16 protein-coding genes are annotated in these 23,129 nt (G+C 37.2%); 9 read left to right on the forward strand and 7 right to left on the reverse strand.

The genetic code is table 11. The features are described 5' to 3' along the window. The first annotated feature begins 8 nt into the window (after window positions 1-8). The 7 genes from G551_RS0108410 (at window position 9) to G551_RS0108440 (ending at window position 14,676) form a co-directional block, all read left to right on the forward strand. On the forward strand, window positions 9-5,564 hold the full coding sequence (locus G551_RS0108410) for an alpha-2-macroglobulin family protein (protein ID WP_027885157.1): 5,556 nt from the start codon (window positions 9-11) through the stop codon (window positions 5,562-5,564). 39 nt (window positions 5,565-5,603) lie between these two features. Beyond that, window positions 5,604-5,921, forward strand: a complete 318-nt coding sequence (locus G551_RS0108415; protein ID WP_308426755.1) for a GIY-YIG nuclease family protein — start codon at window positions 5,604-5,606, stop codon at window positions 5,919-5,921. Window positions 5,922-6,001: 80 nt separating this feature from the next. Further along, complete coding sequence (gene pbpC / locus G551_RS0108420; protein WP_036243566.1) at window positions 6,002-8,350, forward strand: penicillin-binding protein 1C; 2,349 nt, start codon at window positions 6,002-6,004, stop codon at window positions 8,348-8,350. A gap of 129 nt (window positions 8,351-8,479) precedes the next feature. Continuing rightward, window positions 8,480-8,959 (forward strand): GbsR/MarR family transcriptional regulator, encoded by a 480-nt coding sequence (locus G551_RS0108425; RefSeq protein WP_027885160.1) that lies wholly within the window; start codon window positions 8,480-8,482, stop codon window positions 8,957-8,959. A gap of 21 nt (window positions 8,960-8,980) precedes the next feature. After that, on the forward strand, window positions 8,981-10,114 hold the full coding sequence (locus G551_RS0108430; RefSeq protein ID WP_027885161.1) for an efflux RND transporter periplasmic adaptor subunit: 1,134 nt from the start codon (window positions 8,981-8,983) through the stop codon (window positions 10,112-10,114). A 16-nt stretch (window positions 10,115-10,130) separates the two neighbouring features. Further along, window positions 10,131-13,271 (forward strand): efflux RND transporter permease subunit, encoded by a 3,141-nt coding sequence (locus tag G551_RS0108435; protein ID WP_027885162.1) that lies wholly within the window; start codon window positions 10,131-10,133, stop codon window positions 13,269-13,271. 7 nt (window positions 13,272-13,278) lie between these two features. Continuing rightward, the gene (locus G551_RS0108440) at window positions 13,279-14,676 is read left to right on the forward strand and encodes an efflux transporter outer membrane subunit (protein ID WP_027885163.1); all 1,398 of its coding nucleotides are present in this window, start codon (window positions 13,279-13,281) and stop codon (window positions 14,674-14,676) included. Window positions 14,677-14,747: 71 nt separating this feature from the next. Here the strand turns inward: G551_RS0108440 and G551_RS0108445 are convergent, their stop codons facing one another. Next, window positions 14,748-15,251, reverse strand: coding sequence for a YciI family protein (locus G551_RS0108445; RefSeq protein ID WP_027885164.1), 504 nt, complete (start codon window positions 15,249-15,251; stop codon window positions 14,748-14,750). Window position 15,252: 1 nt separating this feature from the next. Then, window positions 15,253-15,720, reverse strand: a complete 468-nt coding sequence (locus tag G551_RS0108450; RefSeq protein WP_027885165.1) for a CYTH domain-containing protein — start codon at window positions 15,718-15,720, stop codon at window positions 15,253-15,255. Window positions 15,721-15,842: 122 nt separating this feature from the next. On the opposite strand from G551_RS0108450, the gene G551_RS16225 reads away from it, so the two are divergent. Together G551_RS16225 and G551_RS15605 are read left to right on the forward strand one after the other, a co-directional pair. Next, window positions 15,843-16,676: an AraC family transcriptional regulator gene (locus G551_RS16225; RefSeq protein ID WP_027885166.1), complete on the forward strand. Its 834-nt coding sequence runs from the start codon at window positions 15,843-15,845 to the stop codon at window positions 16,674-16,676. Window positions 16,677-16,754: 78 nt separating this feature from the next. Then, entirely contained in the window at window positions 16,755-18,404 is a 1,650-nt protein-coding gene (locus tag G551_RS15605; RefSeq protein ID WP_051191337.1) for a mechanosensitive ion channel family protein, read from the forward strand. 76 nt (window positions 18,405-18,480) lie between these two features. On the opposite strand, the gene G551_RS0108465 is transcribed toward G551_RS15605, so the two are convergent. The 5 genes from G551_RS0108465 to G551_RS0108485 form a co-directional block, all read right to left on the reverse strand. Then, window positions 18,481-18,921: a MarR family winged helix-turn-helix transcriptional regulator gene (locus G551_RS0108465; protein ID WP_027885167.1), complete on the reverse strand. Its 441-nt coding sequence runs from the start codon at window positions 18,919-18,921 to the stop codon at window positions 18,481-18,483. 194 nt (window positions 18,922-19,115) lie between these two features. Further along, complete coding sequence (locus tag G551_RS0108470) at window positions 19,116-19,532, reverse strand: organic hydroperoxide resistance protein (RefSeq protein ID WP_027885168.1); 417 nt, start codon at window positions 19,530-19,532, stop codon at window positions 19,116-19,118. Between the two features lie 120 nt (window positions 19,533-19,652). Then, the gene (locus G551_RS0108475; RefSeq protein ID WP_027885169.1) at window positions 19,653-20,780 is read right to left on the reverse strand and encodes an aldo/keto reductase; all 1,128 of its coding nucleotides are present in this window, start codon (window positions 20,778-20,780) and stop codon (window positions 19,653-19,655) included. A 125-nt stretch (window positions 20,781-20,905) separates the two neighbouring features. Continuing rightward, entirely contained in the window at window positions 20,906-22,378 is a 1,473-nt protein-coding gene (locus G551_RS15610) for an MltF family protein (protein ID WP_036243568.1), read from the reverse strand. 66 nt (window positions 22,379-22,444) lie between these two features. Further along, window positions 22,445-23,110, reverse strand: a complete 666-nt coding sequence (locus G551_RS0108485) for an NAD(P)H-binding protein (protein ID WP_027885170.1) — start codon at window positions 23,108-23,110, stop codon at window positions 22,445-22,447. Between the last annotated feature and the right edge of the window lie 19 nt (window positions 23,111-23,129).

The following is a 23,129-nucleotide window of genomic DNA, read 5'->3' on the forward strand; positions in this document are numbered from 1 at the left end:
CCTGCTTCATGAAAAACATTTATCGAGCATTTGCCCTGCTATGCTTATGCCTTATTTCCGCTTGTAAAGACAAAGATGCAACCACAGAAACTACCGACAACCTGTTTAGGTTTAAAGAATATATTTCTTTTCATACACAAGGCAGGTCTTCTATTGCCGAACCTATTCGTATAGATTTGGCGCAAGCGCTGGAGCAGTTTGAAATGACACAAGAAATTCCTTCAGAATATGTAAAAGTTACGCCTCCTACTAAAGGAAAGTTACTTATAGAAAACAGTACTACCTTATTGTTTAAACCGGAAAACTATTTAGAACCCGATACCGAATATTCGGTTCGGCTAGATCTAGATGAATTATACGAAGACGTAAAAGATGGATTCGAGAGTTTCACCTTCAGTTTTAAAACCATTCAGCCCAACTTCAAAATTAACCTTGATAATTTACAGTCTTACGATAAAGAATGGCAATATGTAACGGGAACCTTAGAAGCATCCGATGTGATTCAGCTAAAAAATGCTAAAAAAATTATTGAAGCAGATCAAGAAGGAAAAAATCTAAAGATCACTTGGCCGGAAGAAGCTGCCGATGCTAATTATTTCACGTTTACCATCGATAGCATTCAACGAAAAATTGATGATTCTCAAGTAGAAATTTCTTGGGATGGTAAACCGATCAAAGCAGAAAATGAAGGTAAAAATACTTTCCCAATCCCCGGAAAAAACAATTTTACCGTGATCGATTTACGCTCGTCTCGTGGTGAACAAAGTTCGGTTTCGATCAATTTTTCAGACCCGCTACAGGAAGATCAAAACTTTGACGGTTTAGTAAATATTCAAAATCAAAATAAACTCCGCTTTGAAGTTGACGGAAATGTGCTGCATGTTTACCCTTCTAACCGAATTACCGGCGCAATTAAAATCGATATTTTTAAAGGAATTAAAAACAGCTACGGTTATCACCTTAAAAAAGATTTTTCTGAGACGCTTTCCTTTCAGCAACTCAAACCGGCTGTACGTTTGCTTTCCCAAGGCGTTATTTTACCCAATTCTGAACAAACCCCTATTTATTTTGAAAGCGTTAATCTTTCTGCAGTCGATGTTCGTGTGATTAAAATTTATGAAGACAATATGCTTCAGTTTTTACAAAACGCCGAATTGCACGAAGAAAATTCTTACAACCTTCGTCGTGTAGGAAGACGCGTTGCTAAAAAAACAATTTCATTAAAAACCAATAACGAATTTGAACTGAGTTCTTGGAAGGCGCACGCGCTTAATATTTCAGATTTCATTAAAGCCGATCCCGGAGCGATGTATCAGGTAGAAATAAGTTTTAAAAAAGCTTATAGCACTTTTGACTGCGGAAGTGAAACCGAAGAAACCCAAACAGAGCAAAATGAGCGTTACCAAAACGCCAGCATTAGCGATGAAGAAGAACGCGAAGAGCAATATTGGGACAACGAAATTTACGACTGGCGAAATTCCCCTTACAATTGGCAAGAACGCGACAACCCTTGTCACATTTCTTATTATCAAGAAAATCGTTTTGCTGTCACCAATGTACTAGGTTCTGATCTTGGTTTTATCATTAAAGAAAGTAATAATCGTTCTTATCATTTTGCTACGACCAACTTGTTAAATGCAACAGCAGAACCCGGTGTGACGGTAGAAATTTATAATTACCAGCAACAACTTATCGCTTCGATGACTACAGATGAAGAAGGCTTTGCCATTATCGATAGTGATAAACGTGCCGCTTTTGCCATTGCGCATAAAGGAAAAAATTACGCCTATGCAAAACTGGATGACGGGAATGCTCTTTCGTTAAGTAAGTTTGATGTTTCCGGTAAAATTTTAGAAAAAGGCTTAAAAGGATTTTTATATACTGAACGTGGTGTTCATCGGCCGGGAGATACGATTCATTTAACCTTCGCCTTGAATGACAAAGCCAACCCCTTGCCTAAAAACCATCCGATCAAGTTAGAAGTGACCGATGCTCGCGGAAAATTGGTTAAACAAGAGATCGTAAGTGAAAATGTGAATCCGCAACAAGCTAAAAATGGTTTTTACTATTTTCCTATCGCTACACAAGATACCGATCCTACCGGAAACTGGAATGCGACGGTTCACGTAGGCGGCGCCAGCTTTTCTAAAAACCTAAAAGTCGCTACCGTAAAACCTAACCGATTAAAAATTAAGATCGATTTTGATGATGAAATTCTCGATGCCACTCAACCTATTTCGGGTAATTTAAGTTCTACTTGGTTACACGGCGCGCCGGCAAGAAATTTAAAAGCTGAAATGGAAGTAACGCTCACTTCAACTTCAAGTGCTTTCGACAAATTTCCGAACTACGATTTTATCGATCCTGTTCGTAGTTTTGAGAAGATCGAGCAACCCATGTTAGAGACACAACTCTCTTCTGAAGGCGAAGCTTATTTCAGTAAAAAAATTGAGCTGAATGAAAAATCTCCGGGAATGCTGAAAGCAACCTTTTTAACCAAAGTTTTTGAAGGTGGCGGCGATTTCTCGATCGATGTATTTTCTAAAAACTTGGCGCCTTACGATTATTTTGTTGGTTTACTCGCACCAGAACCTCATCGCTACGGTTCTTATTATACCGACGAAAATACTGTTTTCGATGTAGTAAGCGTTGATGCGCAAGGTGAAGTTTCGGGCAATCGCGAATTAGAAGTAAAAGTGTTTGAGATCGAATGGCGTTGGTGGTGGAGCCGCGGTCGCGATAACCTTTCTCGTTATGAGAATACCAATACGTACCGACCTGTAAAAGATTTTACCGTTTCTACAGGCAACAACGGTAGAGGTCAGTTTACCTTGAATATTCCTGAACGAAATGGTGGTCGTTATTTAATTCGAGTGATCGATAAAGCTTCTGGCCACGCAACCGGTAAAACCGTTTATTTCTATAGAAATTGGTGGAAACGACCTATCGGAGCCAATGCAGAAAGTTCTAAAATGCTTGTTTTTTCTGCCGATAAAGAAAACTATAAAGTTGGTGAAGAAGCTGTGATCACGTTCCCTTCCGGAAGTAAAGGAAGCGCTTTTATTAGTATTGAAAACGGTACCGAAGTACTTTCTAAACAATGGGTAGCTACGCAAAAAGGCGAAACGCAGGTTAAAATTCCGCTTACCAAAGAAATGGCGCCGAATGTTTATGTGAATATTTCTTTATTACAAGCTCACGCACAAACCAAAAATGATTTACCTATTCGGTTATACGGAGTAATTCCGCTCATGGTTGAAAACCCAAAAACAAAACTTCAACCTAAAATTGAAATGCCGGAAGTGCTTAAACCGGAAGAAAATTATAACGTAAAAGTTTCTGAAACTCAAGATCGAGAAATGACTTACACTCTTGCTGTGGTCGATGAAGGTTTACTCGATTTAACCAGATTTTCTACACCAAATATTCACGGTGCTTTTTATGCTCGCGAAGCTTTGGGCGTTAAAACCTACGATATTTTTGATGATGTGATCGGAGCTTATTCCGGTAGCGTGGAGAATATTTATGAAATCGGTGGTGGCGATGCCGCAGCCGGAGCAAAAAACAGAAAAGCCGATCGTTTTAAACCTGTAGTCACGTATTTAGGTCCGTTTCATTTAAAAGCAGGCGAATCAAAAACGCATCAATTGTTTATGCCTAATTATGTGGGTTCGGTAAAAACCATGGTCGTTGCCGGAAATCATTCAACTTCTGCTTACGGAAATGCTGAAAAAGTAACTCCGGTAAGAAAACCTTTAATGGTCTTGGCTTCTTTGCCTAGAAAACTTTCTCCGGGAGAAAAAGTGACTTTACCGGTAACTGTTTTTGCGATGGAAAAGCAAGTGAAAAATGTAAAGGTTGAAGTAAAAGCCGATGAAGCTTTCTCAGCTGTTGGAGAAACTTCCAAAAGTATTTCTTTTAACGAAATAGGCGAACAAATCGTGAATTTTGAATTTGAAGTAACCGCGACCGATCAACCACAAACCTTTCAGATCTACGCTTCCGGAAACGGAGAAAAAGCGAAAACATTGGTCGAGATTGATGTTGAAAATCCGAATCCGATTACTCAAAAATCGACAACCTACACTTTAGAAAATAAGCAAAACCAAGAAATTGACTTAACTACTTTTGGGGTTGAAGGAAGTAATGCTGCTTCCGTAGAATTTTCAACACTTCCTCCGATGGATTTCAGCAAACGAATTGAGTATTTAATTCGATATCCACACGGTTGCGTGGAACAAACGACTTCCGGAGCATTTCCGCAGTTATTTATGGGAGATATTTTTGATCTTTCATTCAACAAAAAACAAGAAATAGAAGAGAATATTAAACACGCCATTAACCGTTTAAACAATTTCCAAACGGCAAGCGGCGGTTTAAGTTACTGGCCCGGAAGTGGCAATGCTAACGAATGGGGCACCAATTATGCCGGTCATTTTATGTTAGAAGCTAAGAAAAAAGGTTACGCTTTACCGATTACTTTCTTAAGCAATTGGATGCGTTACCAAAGAAATGAAGCCAGACAATGGCGAAATTCGAGAACTCGCTACAATTCAAGTTTAACTCAGGCTTACCGTCTTTATACTTTAGCCTTAGCAGGACAACCGGAATTAGCTGCGATGAACCGTTTACGTGAATCGGGAGAAATGAGTAATGATGCCAAATGGCGATTGGCTGCCGCTTACGCGCTAGCAGGAAAAGATCGTATAGCAAAACAAATTGCCGCAACCGCCACTATTAATTTTGAAAGCAAAGATTACAATTATTACACCTATGGATCGCCATTTAGAAACAAAGCGATGGCCTTAGAAACCATGGTTGTTTTAGAGGATAACCAACAACGAGAACTAGCGATTTCATTAGCGAAAAATTTATCTTCTTCTCGTTGGTACAGCACGCAAGAAACTTCTTATGCCTTATTAGCTTTAGCAAAAATGGCCAATAAAAATGGCGGAAAGTCTGTTGAAGTAAACTATGAACTCAATGGAAATAGCGAAAACATTCAAACCACAAAGGCATTAGCTAAACGAGATTTGAAGGTAAAAATGGGTAGTAACCAATTGAGTTTAAAAAACCAGAAAGACAATATTTTGTATGTAACAGTTTCGCAAAGCGGAAAACTTCCGTTAGGTGAAGAGTTAATCAGCCAAAGTAAACTTGCTGTAAAAACTAGATTTGTAGATGGCGCCGGCAACAGCATCGATGTTTCTGAATTAAGACAAGGAACAGAGGTTACCGCAAAAGTGAGCGTCACCAATATTTCGATGGATAACGTAGATAATATTGCGCTTTCGCAAATTTTCCCAAGTGGTTGGGAAGTGGTAAATACTAGTTTTACCGATTTAAATGGTGGCGCCGATGGTGAAGCCGATTATAAAGATATTCGAGACGATCGGGTAAATTTCTATTTTGAATTAGACAGTAAGAAAACCAAAACCTTCTCGGTGAAATTGAACGCTTCTTATTTAGGCACGTATTATTTGCCGGGCACACAAGCCGAAGCGATGTACGACAATACCTATTTTGCAAGAACCAAAGGCCAATGGATTAAAGTGGTGCAGTGATTTTGAGTTTTGTCATGCTGAGCTTGTCGAAGCAATTTTATGAATAAAGTAATGAAGTTTTATTATACCTATATTGTATTATGTGCAGATAATTCCTACTATATCGGGATTACAAATAACTTAAGAAAAAGAATTGAACAGCATAATGAAGGAATAAATAGAAGGAGTTATACTTTTAAGAGAAGACCAGTAACTTTAAAATGGAATATTCAGTGTACTAACCCAGAAGAGGCAATTAAAATTGAAAAACAACTTAAAGGTTGGTCTAGAAAAAAGAAAGAAGCTCTAATTAAAGAAAATTGGCAAGACCTTGTTCGATTTTCAAAAAACCATACTCAATTTGGAAAGCCTGAGTAATCATCGGGTTGATAAACACTTCGACAGGCTCAGTGTGACACATAACTAATTTTTACAATAAATTCAGAATAAAATCAAAAATGCTTCACTTTCTTAAAAAACATCCTATCAAAATAGGTTTACTATTTATTGTAGGAATGGTGTGGCTTTTTTGTTTACCTAAACAGCTTTTTAACGAACCTACTTCTACGGTTCTAAAAAGTCGAGAGGGTTTGATGTTGGGAGCGCGCATTGCCGATGACGGGCAATGGCGATTTCCTGAGCAAGACAGTATTCCGTATCGGTTTGAGCAATGTATTCTGAATTTTGAAGATGAATATTTCTACTATCATCCCGGTTTTAATCCGGTAGCGATCACCAAGGCGCTTTGGGAAAACCTCACCACAGAAGATCGTCGTGGCGGAAGCACACTTACGCAACAAGTGATTCGACTATCACGTAAAAATCAAGAGCGGACTTACTGGGAAAAAGTGATTGAAATTTTTCAAGCTACGCGATTAGAACTTCGTTTCAGTAAAAAAGAAATCCTCAACCTTTACGCAACTTATGCTCCTTTCGGTGGAAATGTAGTTGGTTTAGAAACTGCATCTTGGCGCTATTTTGGTCTTTCTTCGCAAGATTTAAGTTGGGGGCAAGCCGCAGCTTTGGCAGTTTTACCTAACGCACCGTCATTAATATTCCCCGGGAAGAATGAGAAAATTTTCCAACAAAAGCGCGACCGATTATTACGAAAGCTTTTTGAAAATGAAGTGATCGACCAAACTACTTACGAATTAGCTTTAGCTGAGAAACTTCCGGGAAAACCTTTTCCGCTTCCGGAAATTACTCCGCACCTCACTGAAAAATTAAGAAATGATCATAAAGGAACACAGTTAACCTCAACGATCAACTATTCGCTTCAGCAACAAATTAATGAGATCGCTCGTAAAAATTACGAAGCTTTACGACAAAATGAAATTCATAACCTTGCGATTTTAATACTTGATGTGAATACGCGAGAAGTTTTAGCGTATGTGGGAAATTCGCCTACCAGTGCTGAACACGATCATTATGTAGATATTATTCAGCGGCCGCGAAGCACGGGCAGTATTTTAAAACCATTTTTATATGCTGCAATGCTTGATGAAGGAAGTTTGCTTCCGCATACGCTCGTTGCCGATGTTCCTACTTCGGTGAACGGTTATAGTCCGCAAAATTTTGATAAAGAATTTCATGGCGCTGTTCCTGCAAGTGTCGCTTTGGCAAAATCGCTAAACGTGCCGGCGGTTCGTATGCTTCAGGATTATGGTTTGCAAAAATTTTATCATCAGCTCGAAAAACTTCAGCAAAAAAATATTAACAAGTCTGCAGGTTATTATGGGCTTTCACTAATTCTAGGCGGCGCAGAAAGTTCTCTTTGGGGTATCACAAATGCTTATGCCGGAATGGCTTCAACTTTAAATCATTTTAATTCTTCTTCTAGTGAATATAAACCGAAAGAATTTTTAGAACCGATTTATAAGTTGAATAAAAAAGCTGACTTCGGAACAAATCAATTTCAGCCGGAAGTATTTCATGCCGGAGCTATTTATCATACGTTGAAAACTCTGGAAGAAGTCAATCGCCCAAGCGGAGAAGAAAACTGGAATTTCTTTTCACACTCACAAGCCATTTCTTGGAAAACCGGTACGAGCTACGGTTTTAAAGATGCTTGGGCGGTAGGAGTTAATGCTCGTTATGCGGTTGGGGTTTGGGTCGGGAATGCCGATGGCGAAGGCCGACCGGGATTAACAGGTTTACAAGCTGCTGCTCCTATTTTATTTGAAAGTTTTGATAAATTACCTAAAGCTGATGTATTTCAAATTCCTTATGATGAATTGGTTGAAGCTGAAATTTGCTCGAAAAGCGGTCATTTAGCCGGAATTTATTGTCAAGAAACAGCACAAGAATTAATTCCGAAATATGGAACTCGAACCACTTCTTGTCCTTATCATCAGCAAGTATTTTTAGATGAATCAGAGCAATTTCAGGTGAATTCTTCTTGTTACGAATTGGCAGAAATGAAGGTGAACAACTGGTTTTCGCTTCCGCCGGTGATGGAATATTATTATGCTCCCAAACATCCGGAATATAAGAGTCTCCCTCCATTTAAGTCGGGCTGTCTCAAAGAAGGAGAAAAATTGATGCAGTTTATCTTTCCGAAGAAAAATGAAGCGATCTTGCTTCCAAAGAATTTTAAAGAACAAACCAATCCGGTGGTTTTTAAATTAGCACATCGCAATCCCGATACGAAAGTTTATTGGTACATCGATAAGCAGTTTATTGAGGTGACTGAAACTTTTCACGAGCTTACTTACGAACCAGAACCTGGCGAACACCTACTTACGGTTACCGATCAAGAAGGAAATTCGATCTCCAGAAAAATTAAAATCGAAAAAGATTTAAAATAGATTAAACCTTTTTATTGCTTCATAGTCAAACGATAGTCCGTAACCAATAATTTTTTAACATATTTTTAAGTTCTCTTAGTTCGGTTAGTTCCGAACCAATCATATATTTGCAAACTAAAATAAACGAATATGGTTTGTTCTGAATATAAAAAAAAGCTTATTGAAGAGATTGGATTGCATTTTGAGCAGACGCATCAAATTTCTCCATTAGCGGCAAGAATTTATGCGATCATGATTTTATCTCCGTACGATGGGCATACTTTCGATGAGATTTTAGAGATCACTCAAGCCAGTAAAAGTTCTGTTTCTACGCAACTTAACCTTTTAGTTCAGCTTAAAAAAGTAGAGTATTTTACGAAGCCCGGCGATCGCAAAAGATACTTTAGAGCTAGTAAAAAATACTTGGTAAATACGCTAGAAGAACACGTACAAACGATTAATCAAGAAATTAAAATGGTGAATAAAATTGCTGAATTTAATGCTGAATTCAACAAACATAAGTATGAAGAGCACGGTCAGTTTTCCATTTTATTTAAAGAATACCTCATCAATCAAAAAAAGAATATGATGGATACCATCGAAAAAATGTCAAAATTAACTGAGAAATAAATTAACCTACATAGAAATAAAATGAATAGATTTTTTAAACATATTGGAGTTATTGCAGGCGTATTTTTACTGATTTCCTGCGGAGATGACAAAGCGGCTCAACAGCAAGGTCAAGCACAAGCACAACAGGCAATGCCTTTTCCTGTAATTAATATTCCTACAAAAACTATTACCGGTTATAATTCTTACCCAACACGTATTGAAGGGATTGTAAATAGTGATGTACGTGCAAAAGTACAAGGATATATAGATCGCGTATTGGTTGATGAAGGGCAAAAAGTGAGTAAAGGGCAACCTTTGTTTAAGCTAGAAACTCAATCGTTAACACAAGATGCAGCAGCGGCAAAAGCCAATGTTAACGCAGCACAGGTAGAAGTTGATAAACTAAAACCGCTAGTAGAAAAAGATATTATTAGCGAAGTACAATTAGAAACTGCAAAAGCACAATTGCAACAAGCAAAAAGCAGTTACCAAAGTATTAACGCAAATATTGGTTATGCCACGGTAAAGAGCCCGGTAGATGGTTATGTAGGCGCGATCGATCTACGTGAAGGAGCCTTAGTTGGTCCTACCGATCAAACAGGACTTACTACCGTTTCTAACATCGAAAAAGTTTACGCTTATTTCTCGATGAACGAAGCCGATTACTTAAGCTTTCTACAGAATACAGAAGGCGAAACTTTACAAGATAAAGTAGATAACTTCCCAGAAATTTCACTTGTTCTAGCAAACGGATCTACTTACGAGCAGAAAGGAAAAATACAAACCGTAACCGGACAAATAGATAGAAATACAGGAACGGTAAGTTTTAGAGCTGTATTTGATAACCCAAAACAGTTAATTACTAACGGTAACAGCGGTAAAGTAAAAATACCGGTGACCTACGAAAATATGCCGGTAGTTCCTCAAAATTCAACTTTCGAACAACAAGGGAATATCTTGGCTTACAAAGTAAATAATGAAAACAAGGTTTCTACTGTAAAAATTGGCACCAAAGCAACAGTAGGCAATTTATACATTGTCGAATCTGGTTTAAAAGAAGGAGATGTGATTGTAGCAAAAGGAGCAGGTAAATTAAGACCTGGGGCAGAAATTAAGCCGCAAGAAGTTCCTTTTGACAGTATTGCAAAACCAGTAGATCAATTGTTTCAATAATATTTAGAAAAGAGTTATGTTAAAAACATTTATAGAAAGACCGGTTCTTTCTACAGTGATCTCTATAATCATTGTAATTCTGGGAGTCTTAGGTCTTACCACTTTACCAATCGAGCAATACCCAGATATTGCTCCACCAACGGTTCAGGTAACCGCTAACTATACCGGAGCAAGTGCAGAAACGGTTTTAGAAAGTGTAATTATCCCGATTGAAGAACAAATTAACGGTGTTGAAGGAATGACTTACATTACTTCAACCGCTACAAATAACGGTACGGCAGAAATTACGGTTTATTTTGAACAAGATACCGATCCCGATATCGATGCGGTAAACGTACAAAACCGAGTAGCTTTAGCCAACCCACTTTTACCACAAGAGGTAACACAAGCCGGGGTAACTACACAAAAAAGGCAAACCAGTTCATTAATGTTCTTGTCTTTTTACAGCACAAACCCAGATTATGATGCGACCTTCTTAAATAACTACTTAAATATTAATGTAGTTCCAGAATTTAAAAGGGTTTCTGGGGTTGGTGATGTGAATGTATTTTCACGTCAAGATTACGCGATGCGTGTTTGGTTAAAACCAGACAAACTTGCTGCTTACGATTTAGTACCTTCTGATGTAACTGCAGCTTTAAATGAGCAAAGTTTAGAAGCAGCCGCCGGTACTTTAGGTCAAAATAACGGTGAAACTTTTTCTTACACCATCAAGTATAGCGGTCGTTATAAAGAAGAAAGTCAATATGAAGATATTATCGTTAAATCTTTAGGAAACGGTGAATTTTTAAGGCTGAAAGATGTAGCTGAAATTCAGTTAGATGCACAAAACTATAGCGTAAACTCACAAACCAAAGGAAATCCTAGTGTGAGTATGGCAATTTACCAAACCAAAGGATCTAACGCTCAAGAAATTATTGAAAACATTAAAGCCAGAATGGAAGTATTGAAAAAAGACTTCCCAGAAGGTATCGATGTTTTTATTCCATTCGACACGAACGAATTCTTAAATGCTTCGATCGACAAAGTAGTTCACACCTTAATTGAAGCTTTTATCTTAGTTTTTATCGTAGTATTTATTTTCCTTCAAGATTTTAGATCTACGTTAATTCCTGCGATTGCAGTTCCCGTTTCGATCGTCGGTACATTCTTTTTCTTAAGTCTGTTTGGCTATTCGATTAACTTATTAACGCTGTTTGCCCTCGTGCTCGCCATTGGTATTGTAGTAGATGACGCGATTGTTGTGGTTGAAGCGGTTCACGCCAAAATAGATGAAGGTGCTAACGATGCTAAAAAAGCAACCGTCGATGCAATGCACGAAATATCTGGGGCAATTATATCGATTACCTTAGTAATGGCAGCAGTATTTATTCCGGTGACTTTTATACAAGGTCCTACGGGAGTATTTTATGAGCAATTCGGGATCACCTTAATTGTATCTATCTTTATTTCTGCAGTAAACGCATTAACCTTAAGCCCTGCTCTTTGTGCGTTGTTCTTAAAACCTCATCACGACGAAGAAGGAAAAAAGAAAAACTTTTTACAACGTTTTTATGCAGCATTTAACCGAGGCTTTAATGCAACGATTAATCGCTATGGTAAATCACTTGGCTTTTTATACAAAAACAAATGGATCACCGCTGTTATCTTAATTTTAGCGGTAGTAGGTATCTGGTGGTCTGCATCAACTACACCAACAGGATTTGTACCTAACGAAGACCGTGGTATTGTATTTGCCAATGTAGAATTACCAGCAGGTTCTTCTTTAGATAAAACCAATCAAATTACAGGTGAACTTTATAATAAAATTAAAGATTTACCGGGTGTTGATGGTTTAAACATGGTAGATGGTTTTAGTTTATTAAACGGGCAAGGTAGTAACTACGCACTTGGTTTCATTAAACTGAAAGATTGGTCTGAACGTGAAGAAGATTCTCTTTCTGCAGAAGCGATTACCGGAAAATTATTTGGTATTGCAGCAACCATCCCAGATGCGAATATTATTTTCTTCTCGCCACCGAGTATTCCTGGGTTTAGTGCTTCTTCTGGAGTTGAAGTAAACCTTTTAGACCGTTCTGGAGGTAGTTTTAAAGATCTTGACCAAGCTAACCAAGAGTTTATTCAGAATTTAACGAAACATCCTGAAGTTCAATACGCGCAATCTTCATTCAACACAAGTTATCCACAATATCAAATGGATATTGATGTGCCATTAGCTAAACAAAATGGAGTTACGGTAAGTGATATTTTTGCGACACTTCAAGGTTATATTGGTGGTATTTACGCAGCAGACTTCTCTAGATTTGGTAAGCAATACCGTGTATATATTCAATCTTATCCTGAAGATCGTGCAGATAAAGATGACCTTAACCAAATGTTTGTGAGAACAGAATCTGGTGCGATGTCTCCGCTTAGTGAATATGTAACTTTAGATCGTGTTTATGGTCCGCAATCAGTAACAAGATTCAACCTATTTAATTCAACTAAATTAAACGTAGCGATGAATCCTGGTTTTAGTTCTGGTGACGGGATTAGAATTGTAAATGAAGAAGCTGAAAAATTAGCCGGTAATTATGGTACGGCTTATTCTGGTCTAACACGTGAAGAAATTAGTGCCGGTAACCAAACCACTACCATCTTTATTTTATCGATCGTTTTTGTGTACTTCTTATTGGCAGCGCAATACGAAAGTTACTTATTACCGCTTTCGGTGCTCTTATCACTTCCGTTAGGAGTATTTGGAGCTTATTTTACTACAAAAATGGCCGGATTACAGAATAACATCTATTTTCAAATTGCATTAATTATGTTAATCGGGCTCTTGGCTAAAAACGCAATTTTAATTGTAGAGTTTGCGATACAGCGAAGAAAAAATGGAGAAAGTATTGTAGATGCCGCCATCGATGGAGCAAAAGCGAGACTTCGACCAATTTTAATGACCTCTTTTGCCTTTATCTTAGGATTAATGCCATTGGTATTAGCAAGTGGTGTTGGTGCCGCAGGTAACCGTTCTATTGGTACAGGAGCAGCAGGAGGATTGTTAATTGGTACTATTTTAGGAGTTTTTGTAATTCCAATTCTCTTTATCCTTTTCCAATGGTTGCAAGAGAAAGTAGGTAAAAAACCAAAGGCTGTTAACACTAATAACCAAGAATAAAATTGCTATGAAATTTTTAATAAAATATAAATTTATCGGGCTATCGTTAGTCGTCTTAAGCTTACAATCTTGTTTTGTAGCTAAAGATTATGAACAGCCGGATATTATTGAAGAAGAAAACTTTAGAACCGATAACATTCCGCAAGACAGCCTAACAATGGCAAATGTTTCTTGGCGAGATATGTTTACCGATCCTATTTTGCAAAATCATATTGAAGAAGGCCTTCAAAACAATATTGATATTCGAGTAGCGCTTCAGCAAATACTATATGCTGAAGCTTACTTGAAGCAAGGAAAAGCCGGTTATTTTCCTTCAATTACAGGAAATGCGTCGGTAACTCACCAAGAGCTTTCATCAAATAGCCAGTTTGGAGGTTTCTTCTCTTCGTTAGATCAATATGAAATTAGTGCAGATCTTTCTTGGGAAGCTGATATTTGGGGGAAAATTAGAAGTCAAAAAAGAGCTTACGAAGCTTCTTATTTACAAAGCGTGGCCGCACACCAAGCGGTAAAAACTACGCTTATTTCTAACATTGCTTCTACGTATTATCAATTGCTTTCGTTAGACGAGCAACGTAAAGTCACCGAGAGAACAATTGAAAACCGAGAAAAAAGTTTAGAAACCAACAAAGCTTTAAAAGAAGCCGGAAACATTACTGAAGTTGGTGTAAAACAAACCGAAGCGCAGCTTTATACTGCCCAAGCTTTATTGGTAGATATTAATAATCAAATTCGATTATTAGAAAACACGATGTCTATTTTATTAGGTAAAGAACCACAAGACATTAACCGAAGTGTTTTAGCCGATCAAACAATTGAAACCGAATTAAAAACCGGAGTTCCTGCACAATTATTGAGAAACAGACCCGATGTAATTCAGGCAGAATATGGCTTGGTAAATGCTTTTGAAATGACCAATGTTGCCCGAGCTAATTTCTATCCTTCATTAACATTAACAGCAACAGGAGGTTTTCAATCTTTAGATTTGGGAGAGCTTATAGATACCAATTCATTATTTGCCACGATTGTAGGAGGTATTACGCAACCCATTTTTCAGCGTAGACAAATAAAAACGCAATACGAAGCTTCACAAGCGCAACAAGAACAAGCTAGACTTCAGTTTAGACAAGCTTTCTTAACGGCTACAAAAGAAGTGGCCGATGCTTTATATAATTATGAAGCGGCAAGCGATAAAATTGAAATAAAAGAAAAAGAATATAGTGCTTATGAAACCGCAACTAATTATTCGCAAGAATTGTTAGATAATGGTTTAGCCAATTATTTAGAAGTTTTAACGGCAAGAGAAAATGCGTTAAACTCTAGATTAGACTTGATCAACGCTAAGTATTCACAATTAAATTCGATGGTGAATTTATATGAAGCTTTAGGCGGCGGATGGCAATAAGCATTTATAGTTTGTAATTTTTGGTTAGTAGTAATCGCCTTGTAAAACCTTTGTTTTGCAGGGCGATTTTTTTATTTCAGCTTTCCTCCTTTCGAAGTCCACCACGGGTGAACTTCTACTGCTAATCTTCCGGCTTCTACCATAGGGTCTAAATTGGCCAAGCTATCGGCCATTTTTAGTGTTGGCGTATTGTAAACTACGATTCCTCTAATCTCACCGTCATCACCAAACGGACCTGTTAAACTGGTGTAACCTTCCTGCACCATCCGTTCTAAGTGTGCTAAATGCTTTCTTTGCAAATTTGCTGCCTCGGTAGAATCTTGACTTCTGTTCTTTCCCGATTTTAGAAAAACCATAAAATACTTTTGCATTAAATAAGTGGTATCACCTTCTCTGTAATGAAAGGTCTCATAACCTTGCTCTTGCAATTGTTTTGATCGCTCTTCTACACCCAATTTTATATTGGCTTGTTGTAAGCTATCTTGTTCTTTAACTTCTTCTGAAGTTTTAGTTTCTTTATTTTCACAACTATTTAAAAAAGCCAAAACGCATGTGGCTAAAATTAGTTTCTTCATCTTACCAAGTTTTAAAAGGCTTTTGTGTTAATGCAGAATTGTAATATTTCTGTTCGCCGGTAACTTCATTAGCTAACCAATCGGGTAATAAAACCTGATCACTTTCAGAGTTCATTTCAACTTCAGCGACGATCAAACCTTCATTTTCACCATAAAACTCATCAACTTCAAAAATATGATTTCCAGATTTTACCAAGAAACGGGTTTTTTCAATTTTTCCCGGTTCACATAATTGCAGTAAAGCTTCAGCATCTTTTAAATCAATTTCTTTTTCCCACTCAAAACGAGATAAACCACTTTCAGAAGATTTCCCTTTTACGGTCATAAACGCTTTATTTTCTTTTATTCGAATGCGTGTTGTTCTTTCTGGATGAGAGTTTAAATAGCCTTGCTTGATATGAAAAGATTGGTAGGCTTCCTTTTTAAAATCTTCATTTTTCACTAAAAATTTACGTTCTATTTCGAGCATGGTTTTCTTGTAAAAGTAAACATTTAAGCATAAATTAATTCTTCAGCTTAAAGTGTTAAGAAAAATTCAATTTTTCTAAGAGAAGCAATTGCTTACGTATTTTTAGACTCTGCAATTAACTTATGAAGCGATATACTCAATTTAAGCCTTTTATCATTTCAGAATTTGAAGTTACAGATTGGCATCACCCTCGCCATAATCATAATTACTATGAGCTTATTTATATTAAACACGGAAAAGGCTCACATTTACTGAATAAAACTAAGGTAAATTACAAAAGCGGAGACCTGTTTTTATTAGGTCCCGACGATTCTCACGAGTTTTATATTGAAGAAAAAACACATTTTATTTATATAAAATTTACGGCTTCTATTTTTGAAAAAGAGCTGGGGTTGTTTCATAAAAGCACTTTAAAAAAAATCGATTTACTAATTAATCATCGAGAAATTAGAAATTCTGTTTTTCGGTTTAATACTCAAGATCGAGACTTAATCTCACAAATAATTGCAATTATTTCGTCTTTGGCTAACGATGTTTACACCTACGAAAAGGCGATAATTTTTCAGCTGATTAGCATTTTTGAAATTATGGGCAGGTATATTGAAGTGATTCCTTCTTCTTCGGTAATTCAACAACAAAAAAGCATTTCACAGGGAGTTGAACCTTTGCTGAGTTATATTCATCAAAATATTTATTACCCTAAAAAATTACGCGCGCAACACTTGGCAGAAGAATTTCATACTACTAAAAATTACATCGGTAAATTCTTCAAAAGAAATATGAAAATTTCACTTCGCAGTTATGTGCGGCAATACAAACTCAACCTTATTGATTCTCGTTTAAAAACAGGAAGTTATACTAAAAAAGAAATTGCCAGCGAGTTTGGGTTTACCGATGAAAGTCACTTGATAAAAACATTAAAAAAGCAAAACGAAATTAATTCACAGAAAAATTAAATTCCTCTTAAATATCATTTATTTGCTTACTTTTAACTTCGTTACCGGTTAGTTAATGCCAACCACAATTACGATTTTATGCCGTTTAAGTTGTTATTAAGTATTTTATTACTGCTGAATTTTCATCTAACTTCAGCAACCTCTTTTGTATCTCAAGTTCAAGATTCGATTGCGGTTCAAGAAGGTTTTCCGGTGATCGGGAAAGCCAAAGAAGAATTATTTTCGATCTATCAAAAGTCGGGCGATCTATCTGCGGCAGAACGTGCGAGTATTATTTCTGAAAGAATTCAGCGTATCGATGCCAATACATTTTCTAAAGATTCACTACAGATTTTAAAGGATCAGGAGCGTTTAGAGGTAATCTACGGAAGTCAAATTCTGCTCAACATTACTAATCTTGATACGATCGGCTCTAAAAAATCAAAGCAGGAATTAGCAAATTTTTATGCTGAAGTGATTTCTGCAAACCTCGATATTGCTGAAAGTAAATACATCCCGAAAAACGTCTTTCTAAAAATTGGTTTTGTTGCGCTTATCCTTTTGGGACTTTGGCTGGCCTTAAAATTGATCGCATTTTTAAACAAAAGAAGCATCCGTTTTATAGAAAGTAAAAAAGACAAATGGTTAAAAAGTCTTACCTACAATAATTACACGTTTATCACGCCAGAGCAGGAACTCAATGTGATTTTATTCATTTTAAAGATCCTAAAGTGGTTTTTAATTCTGTTGGTGGTTTATATTTTCTTCCCGCTCATTTTTAGCGTTTTCGAATTTACACAAGGTTGGTCTAATTACCTTTTCGATCTGATTTTCTCTTCATTCGGACAAATTTTTACCGGTATTTGGCACTATTTTCCCAATATTATCAAGATCACTGCGATCATCATCGTAATGCGTTATTTTGTAAAAGCGGTAAAATACATTTTTGCTGAAATTGAAGACGAAAAGCTTCAAATTTCAGGTTTTCACCCAGATTGGGCGATGCCAACTTTTACCATTATTCGGTTTTTGCTGTACGCGTTTATGTTTGTTCTCATCTTCCCGCTTTTACCGGGTTCAGATTCGACGATTTTTAAAGGCGTTTCTGTATTTCTTGGGGTGTTGCTTTCACTGGGGTCGTCTTCTGCCATCGCCAATATGGTAGCCGGATTGGTGATTACCTATATGCGACCTTTTAAAATTGGAGACCGAATTAATATTGGAAATACCACCGGAAATGTGATCGAAAAAACACTTTTGGTCACCCGACTTAAAACCATCAAAAACGAAGAAATTACCATCCCAAATTCGGCAGTTTTAAGCGGAAATACCGTGAATTATTCCACCTTCACTAAAGAAAAAGGCGAAGGCTTAATTATCAACACGACGGTGACTTTAGGTTACGATATTCCGTATAAAACTGTTTATGCTGCTTTGATCGAAGCGGCTTTGCGCACCAATCTTATCGAAAAACAGCCTAAACCTTTTGTGTTGCAAACCAGCTTAGACGATTTTTATGTGTCGTATCAATTAAATGCCTACACGAAACACGCCAATAAACAGGCGCTCATCTATTCAGATTTGCATCAAAACATTCAGGATTGTTGCAACGAGATGGATATTGAGATTTTGTCGCCGCATTATCGTGCTCAACGTGATGGCAATATGACGACCATCCCCAAAGATTATTTACCGAAAGATTACGAAGCGCCCAGTTTCAATGTGAAAACTCGAAAATCTGAAGATTAGATAAGTTTTCTGCGGAAGAAAAAATTGAATTTCATCTTCAACTTCTTTTTGAAGTAAAATGATTTTTTTGCTGAAATTACTTTTCGCTCATTTTCCCGATCATTTTATATAATAATCGGTACAATTCTTTGGCTTCCTCTTCTTCCAACGGAAGTTGCTCGGCCAACAATGCCGGTACATCGCAAGCTTGGTCTTTTAAAGCTTTTCCTTTTTCAGTAAGCGTGATTACGATATTTCGCTCGTCAGTTTCAGAACGTTTACGCTCCAAAAGTTCGCGTTGTTGTAGCCGTTTTAAAAGCGGGGTAAGCGTGTTGGATTGTAGCTGAAGTTTTTCAGCAATCGTACTTAAATTCACCTCATCTTTTTCCCAAAGCACCATCAAAACCAAATATTGCGGATAGGTAATATCCAACTCCTTCAGCATTGGCTGGTAACGCTGAATAACCAATCGTGAAGCCGTATACAACGGAAAGCAAAGTTGATGATCCAGTTTTAAAGCTTCGTATTTTTCACTCATTTTTCAGTGATTTTCGAGGTTTTCAGAAGTAATTTTCGATCCTGAAAGTAATAAAAAAAATCTCTTTTCGCCGCAAGCCAAAAGGGAATTTTAAATATTGGTTTTATATCCAGTTCACACTTAAATTGAAGAAGTTTGAACAATATTTTTTCAGGTCGAGACCCTGAATCCAGTTCAGGGTGACGAAAAAAGAATTAGATCACTTCTAATTCTACATCTATATTTCCGCGAGTCGCGTTAGAATAAGGGCAAACCTGATGCGCCTGTTCTACCAATTCCTGCGCTTTCTCCTTCTCTACTCCGGGAATTTCTACAGAAAGTTTTACGGCTAACTGAAAACCGCCAGCATCGTTAGGTCCAATTCCTACGGTTGCTTTTACGGTAGTTTCGCCTTCTGGTTTTATTTTAGCTTTCCCGATTACCAGATTCAAAGCGCTATCAAAACAAGCCGCATAACCTGCTGCAAATAATTGCTCAGGATTGGTCGCTCCGCCTTTTCCGCCTAATTCTTTCGGCATCAAAACGTCAAAATCTACAAATCCGTCTTCACTTTTTACGTGTCCGTTTCTTCCTCCTGTGGCAGAAACTGTTGTTTGATATTTTGTTTTCATAATAATAAATTTTAAAATCTTTTACGATTAAATCGTTTACGATACAAATATATAAAAAAGAAGCTTAACGATCCTGTTAAGCTTCTCTGAAAGTTTTTATAGGTTTGTTTTTAGTTGAAATTATTTAGGTTCCGGAGCGTTTTCAGCAATTAGTCCTTTCGATTTTAGCTCTTTCCAAAATGCCTTCGGAATTTTTACATCCATCGATTTTGCATTTGCTTCAGATTGCTCTCCATTACTCGCTCCCGGAATCACACTAGCTACCACATCTGGCGCTGCCGAGAACTGAAGTGCCGCCGTTCTTAGATCGACATTATGTTTATCGGCTACTTTTTGCAATTTTGCACGTTTTTCTTTCATCTCTTCAGGAATAGTTCCGCCATAATTATAACGCTCTTTTCCAGCTAAAAACCCAGCATTTAAAGCGGCACCGATCACTAAACTAATTCCTTCTTTTTCACAAACCGGGAAGACATTGTTTAGATCGTCTTCGTGCACCAACAACGAATATTGTTTTGCTGAAAGAAAAATATCTGGATCGGCAACTTCGATGGTTTCTAAAATTGGTCTGGTCGTATTTACGCCTAATCCCCAGCCTTTAATTAAACCTTCCTCACGCATTTTGGTAAGCTCTGGCATCGCTCCGTTTTTAGCCTGCTCAAAGTATTTTTCATAATCTCCTTCCTTAAAATCTGGATTATCCGGTGATAGATCGTGAATAAAAACGATGTCGATATAGGCTAAACCTAAACGATGCAGACTTTGTTCTACCGATTTTCTAACTCCTTCAGCCGAATAATCGTATTCGTAATTCATATTCAATTTCCCTTTCCAAAGTGCACCCGGCAATTCAAAATCTGGATCTGGCGTTAAGACTCTTCCCACTTTGGTAGACAACACAAAATCTTCACGCTTCTTATTGAAAAGGTAACTTCCCATTCTACGTTCGCTAATTCCTAAACCGTACCAAGGCGAAGTATCAAAATAACGAACGCCGTTATTCCACGCGGCATCCATTGCGCCACGAATTTCTTCGTCACTATTTACGTGAAAACCATTACCGGCGGCAACACCACCCATCCCAAATTTCCATTCGGGTTTAAATTTATCGCGTAAAAAATTGTTTTTAATTTTTGCTGAAGGAATTGCAGTTTCCGTAGAATTTGCGGCATTTATAATTGAAGGAGCCGCAACCATCCCTGCAGTTCCTAAAATAGATTTGTATAAAAAGTCTCTTCTATTAGCCATATTTTTGGTTTTTATTGAAGCTCAAATTTCACAAAAAACAGTCTGAACCTTCCTGTAAAAAAAGGCTATTAAGTAGTAAAAAACGGACTTCTCGCGTTAAACTCTAGTTAATTTGAAGCGACCTGCTATTCGGTTTCGGGAGTTTCAAACGGAATTAATTTTTTATAATGTTCGTAGCGCAAGAATATTTCTTTCACGTACAAATACGGCTCACGACCGCGAACAAAGCCATATTTTACTTCCGGTCGATTAAAGAATTCACGCGAACTTAACTTCAGTAAATAATCTTCAACATTATCGTCCCAAACATTAGGATCTTCGCCAAAGGCTTTGGTAAGTCGTTGCGCATCACGAACGTGACCTAAGCCACAATTGTACGCTGCCAGGGTGAACTTGATACGCTGAATGCTATCTTCCACATTACTAAAATTCTCTCGTAATTGTGCCAGGTATTTGGTGCCACCACGAATATTTTCTGAAGGATTAGTAATATCGTTTACACCCAAATCTTTTGCGGTTGCCGGCATAATTTGCATTAATCCGCCAGCGCCTGCCCACGAATTTTCATTCGGCTGAAAACGTGATTCTTGGAAGATCTGCGAACTCAGCAATCGCCAATCCCAACCTAAACGTCCTACATTGTTTTTTACGATCGCGTCGTATTGACTAATTTTACCCTGGTTTTTACTGTAAAATTCACTTTTAATTCGGCGGCGATAGGATTTCTTATTTTTGAAATACTTGTTGTACACCACATAATAAAAGTCTTTTTTCTTGATATTTTTTAGCCACGAATTGATTTCAGCTAAAAGCTCCGGAGAATTTTTACGCACTGCCCAGGCGATACGTTGCGAGAAACTGATCTCGGTATCAATATCCAGAATCGGGTTGTAGGTTTGATTGATCGCGGCGATATTATAATCTGAAATGGTATAATCGATCTCACCATCGACCACCATTTTAATAATATCTTCAGTAGTTTTATCTCCAGAAACCAGTTGAATATCAATCTGCCCGCCAATCTCGTCTTCCAGATTTTCTAAACGCTCAAAATAAGAAGAGTTTTTACGTACGTGAACGGTCTTGCCAATCATCTCGATAGGATCGTTTAGCGTGTGCTTTTTGATCTTGTACATTGGTAACTTTCGCCAGTTTTCCGGGCGACGTTGCACTAAAACCTGATGCGTTAAATAGTGATATTCGGTAAAATTGACGAGTTTTTTTCGGTCTTCGGTAACCGAGAGTCCAAATGCAATAAGATCGCCCACACCGGCATTCAGCATATCGAATAAATGATCGATATCTTTTGCAACTTTAATATCGAGTTCGAGTTCTAAATGATCGGCAAGTTTTTTTACCAATTCATATTCAAAACCCATCGGTTTCCCGCGATATAAAAAGTAACTGGTAGAATTATAAATGGTAATAACGGTAAGTTTTCCGTCTTTTTTGATTTCTGAAAGGTCTTTTGAGGCAATCGTATTTTCAGAAATAAGTGCTGAAGTTTCTGTTGCAGGATTTGCTTCCTCTTGGCAATTGTAAGAGCAAATTATAAAGGTGCATAAAAGTAAATATCGAGTAATTTTTCGCCTAAACATTAAAAGTTTGATTTTCTGTAAGATACAAAATTCTTAACAAACCTTTAATGTGGAAGATTTTTCAGCTTAAGTTTTACTTACGATTTCTTTAATTTCTTCAGATTCAATAATATTTTTAGGATAATTATTTTTGCTTAAAAACAGCATTGCGCTTGCAATAGTTTCTGCTTGGATAGAGCGGTATTTTTTCAACGGACCGATCATTATAAAGTTAGCAAGTCGCATTACTTTTTTCCAGGCTAATTCGAAAGGACGACTCTCTTCTCGATTGCCGTCAATCAACGACGGACGTAAAATATAAGTTTCCGAAATTTGTTCTGCTAAAACTGCTTCTTCCATTTCACCTTTTGTCTTGTTATAGAAAAATTGGCTGTTTTTATCGGCTCCAATCGCAGAGACTACGATCATTTTCGGGATGTTGTTTTGCTTGGCTAGTTTTGCGGCAGTGACCGGAATACCAAAATCTACTTTTCTGTAGGTTTCATTATCTGGAGTTTTCTTTTGTGTGGTTCCTACGCAGCAAAAAACTACATCGGCATGAAATTGATCTTTATAGTTTTCAAGTTGAAATAAATCAATTAAATGTTCTTCTAATTTTGAATGTTGAAGTTTCACGCTACTTCTGGAAAAGAGAATGATCTTTTGAAAATCATCATCTTTTAGTAATTGCTGAAGCAACAAATTACCGGTTAATCCGGTAGCGCCAAGTAAAATTGCAGTTTTCGATTTCATAACAGGAAGTTATAAAACG

Source organism: Mesonia mobilis DSM 19841 (genome assembly GCF_000423405.1).
GTDB classification, from domain to species: Bacteria; Bacteroidota; Bacteroidia; order Flavobacteriales; family Flavobacteriaceae; genus Mesonia; species Mesonia mobilis.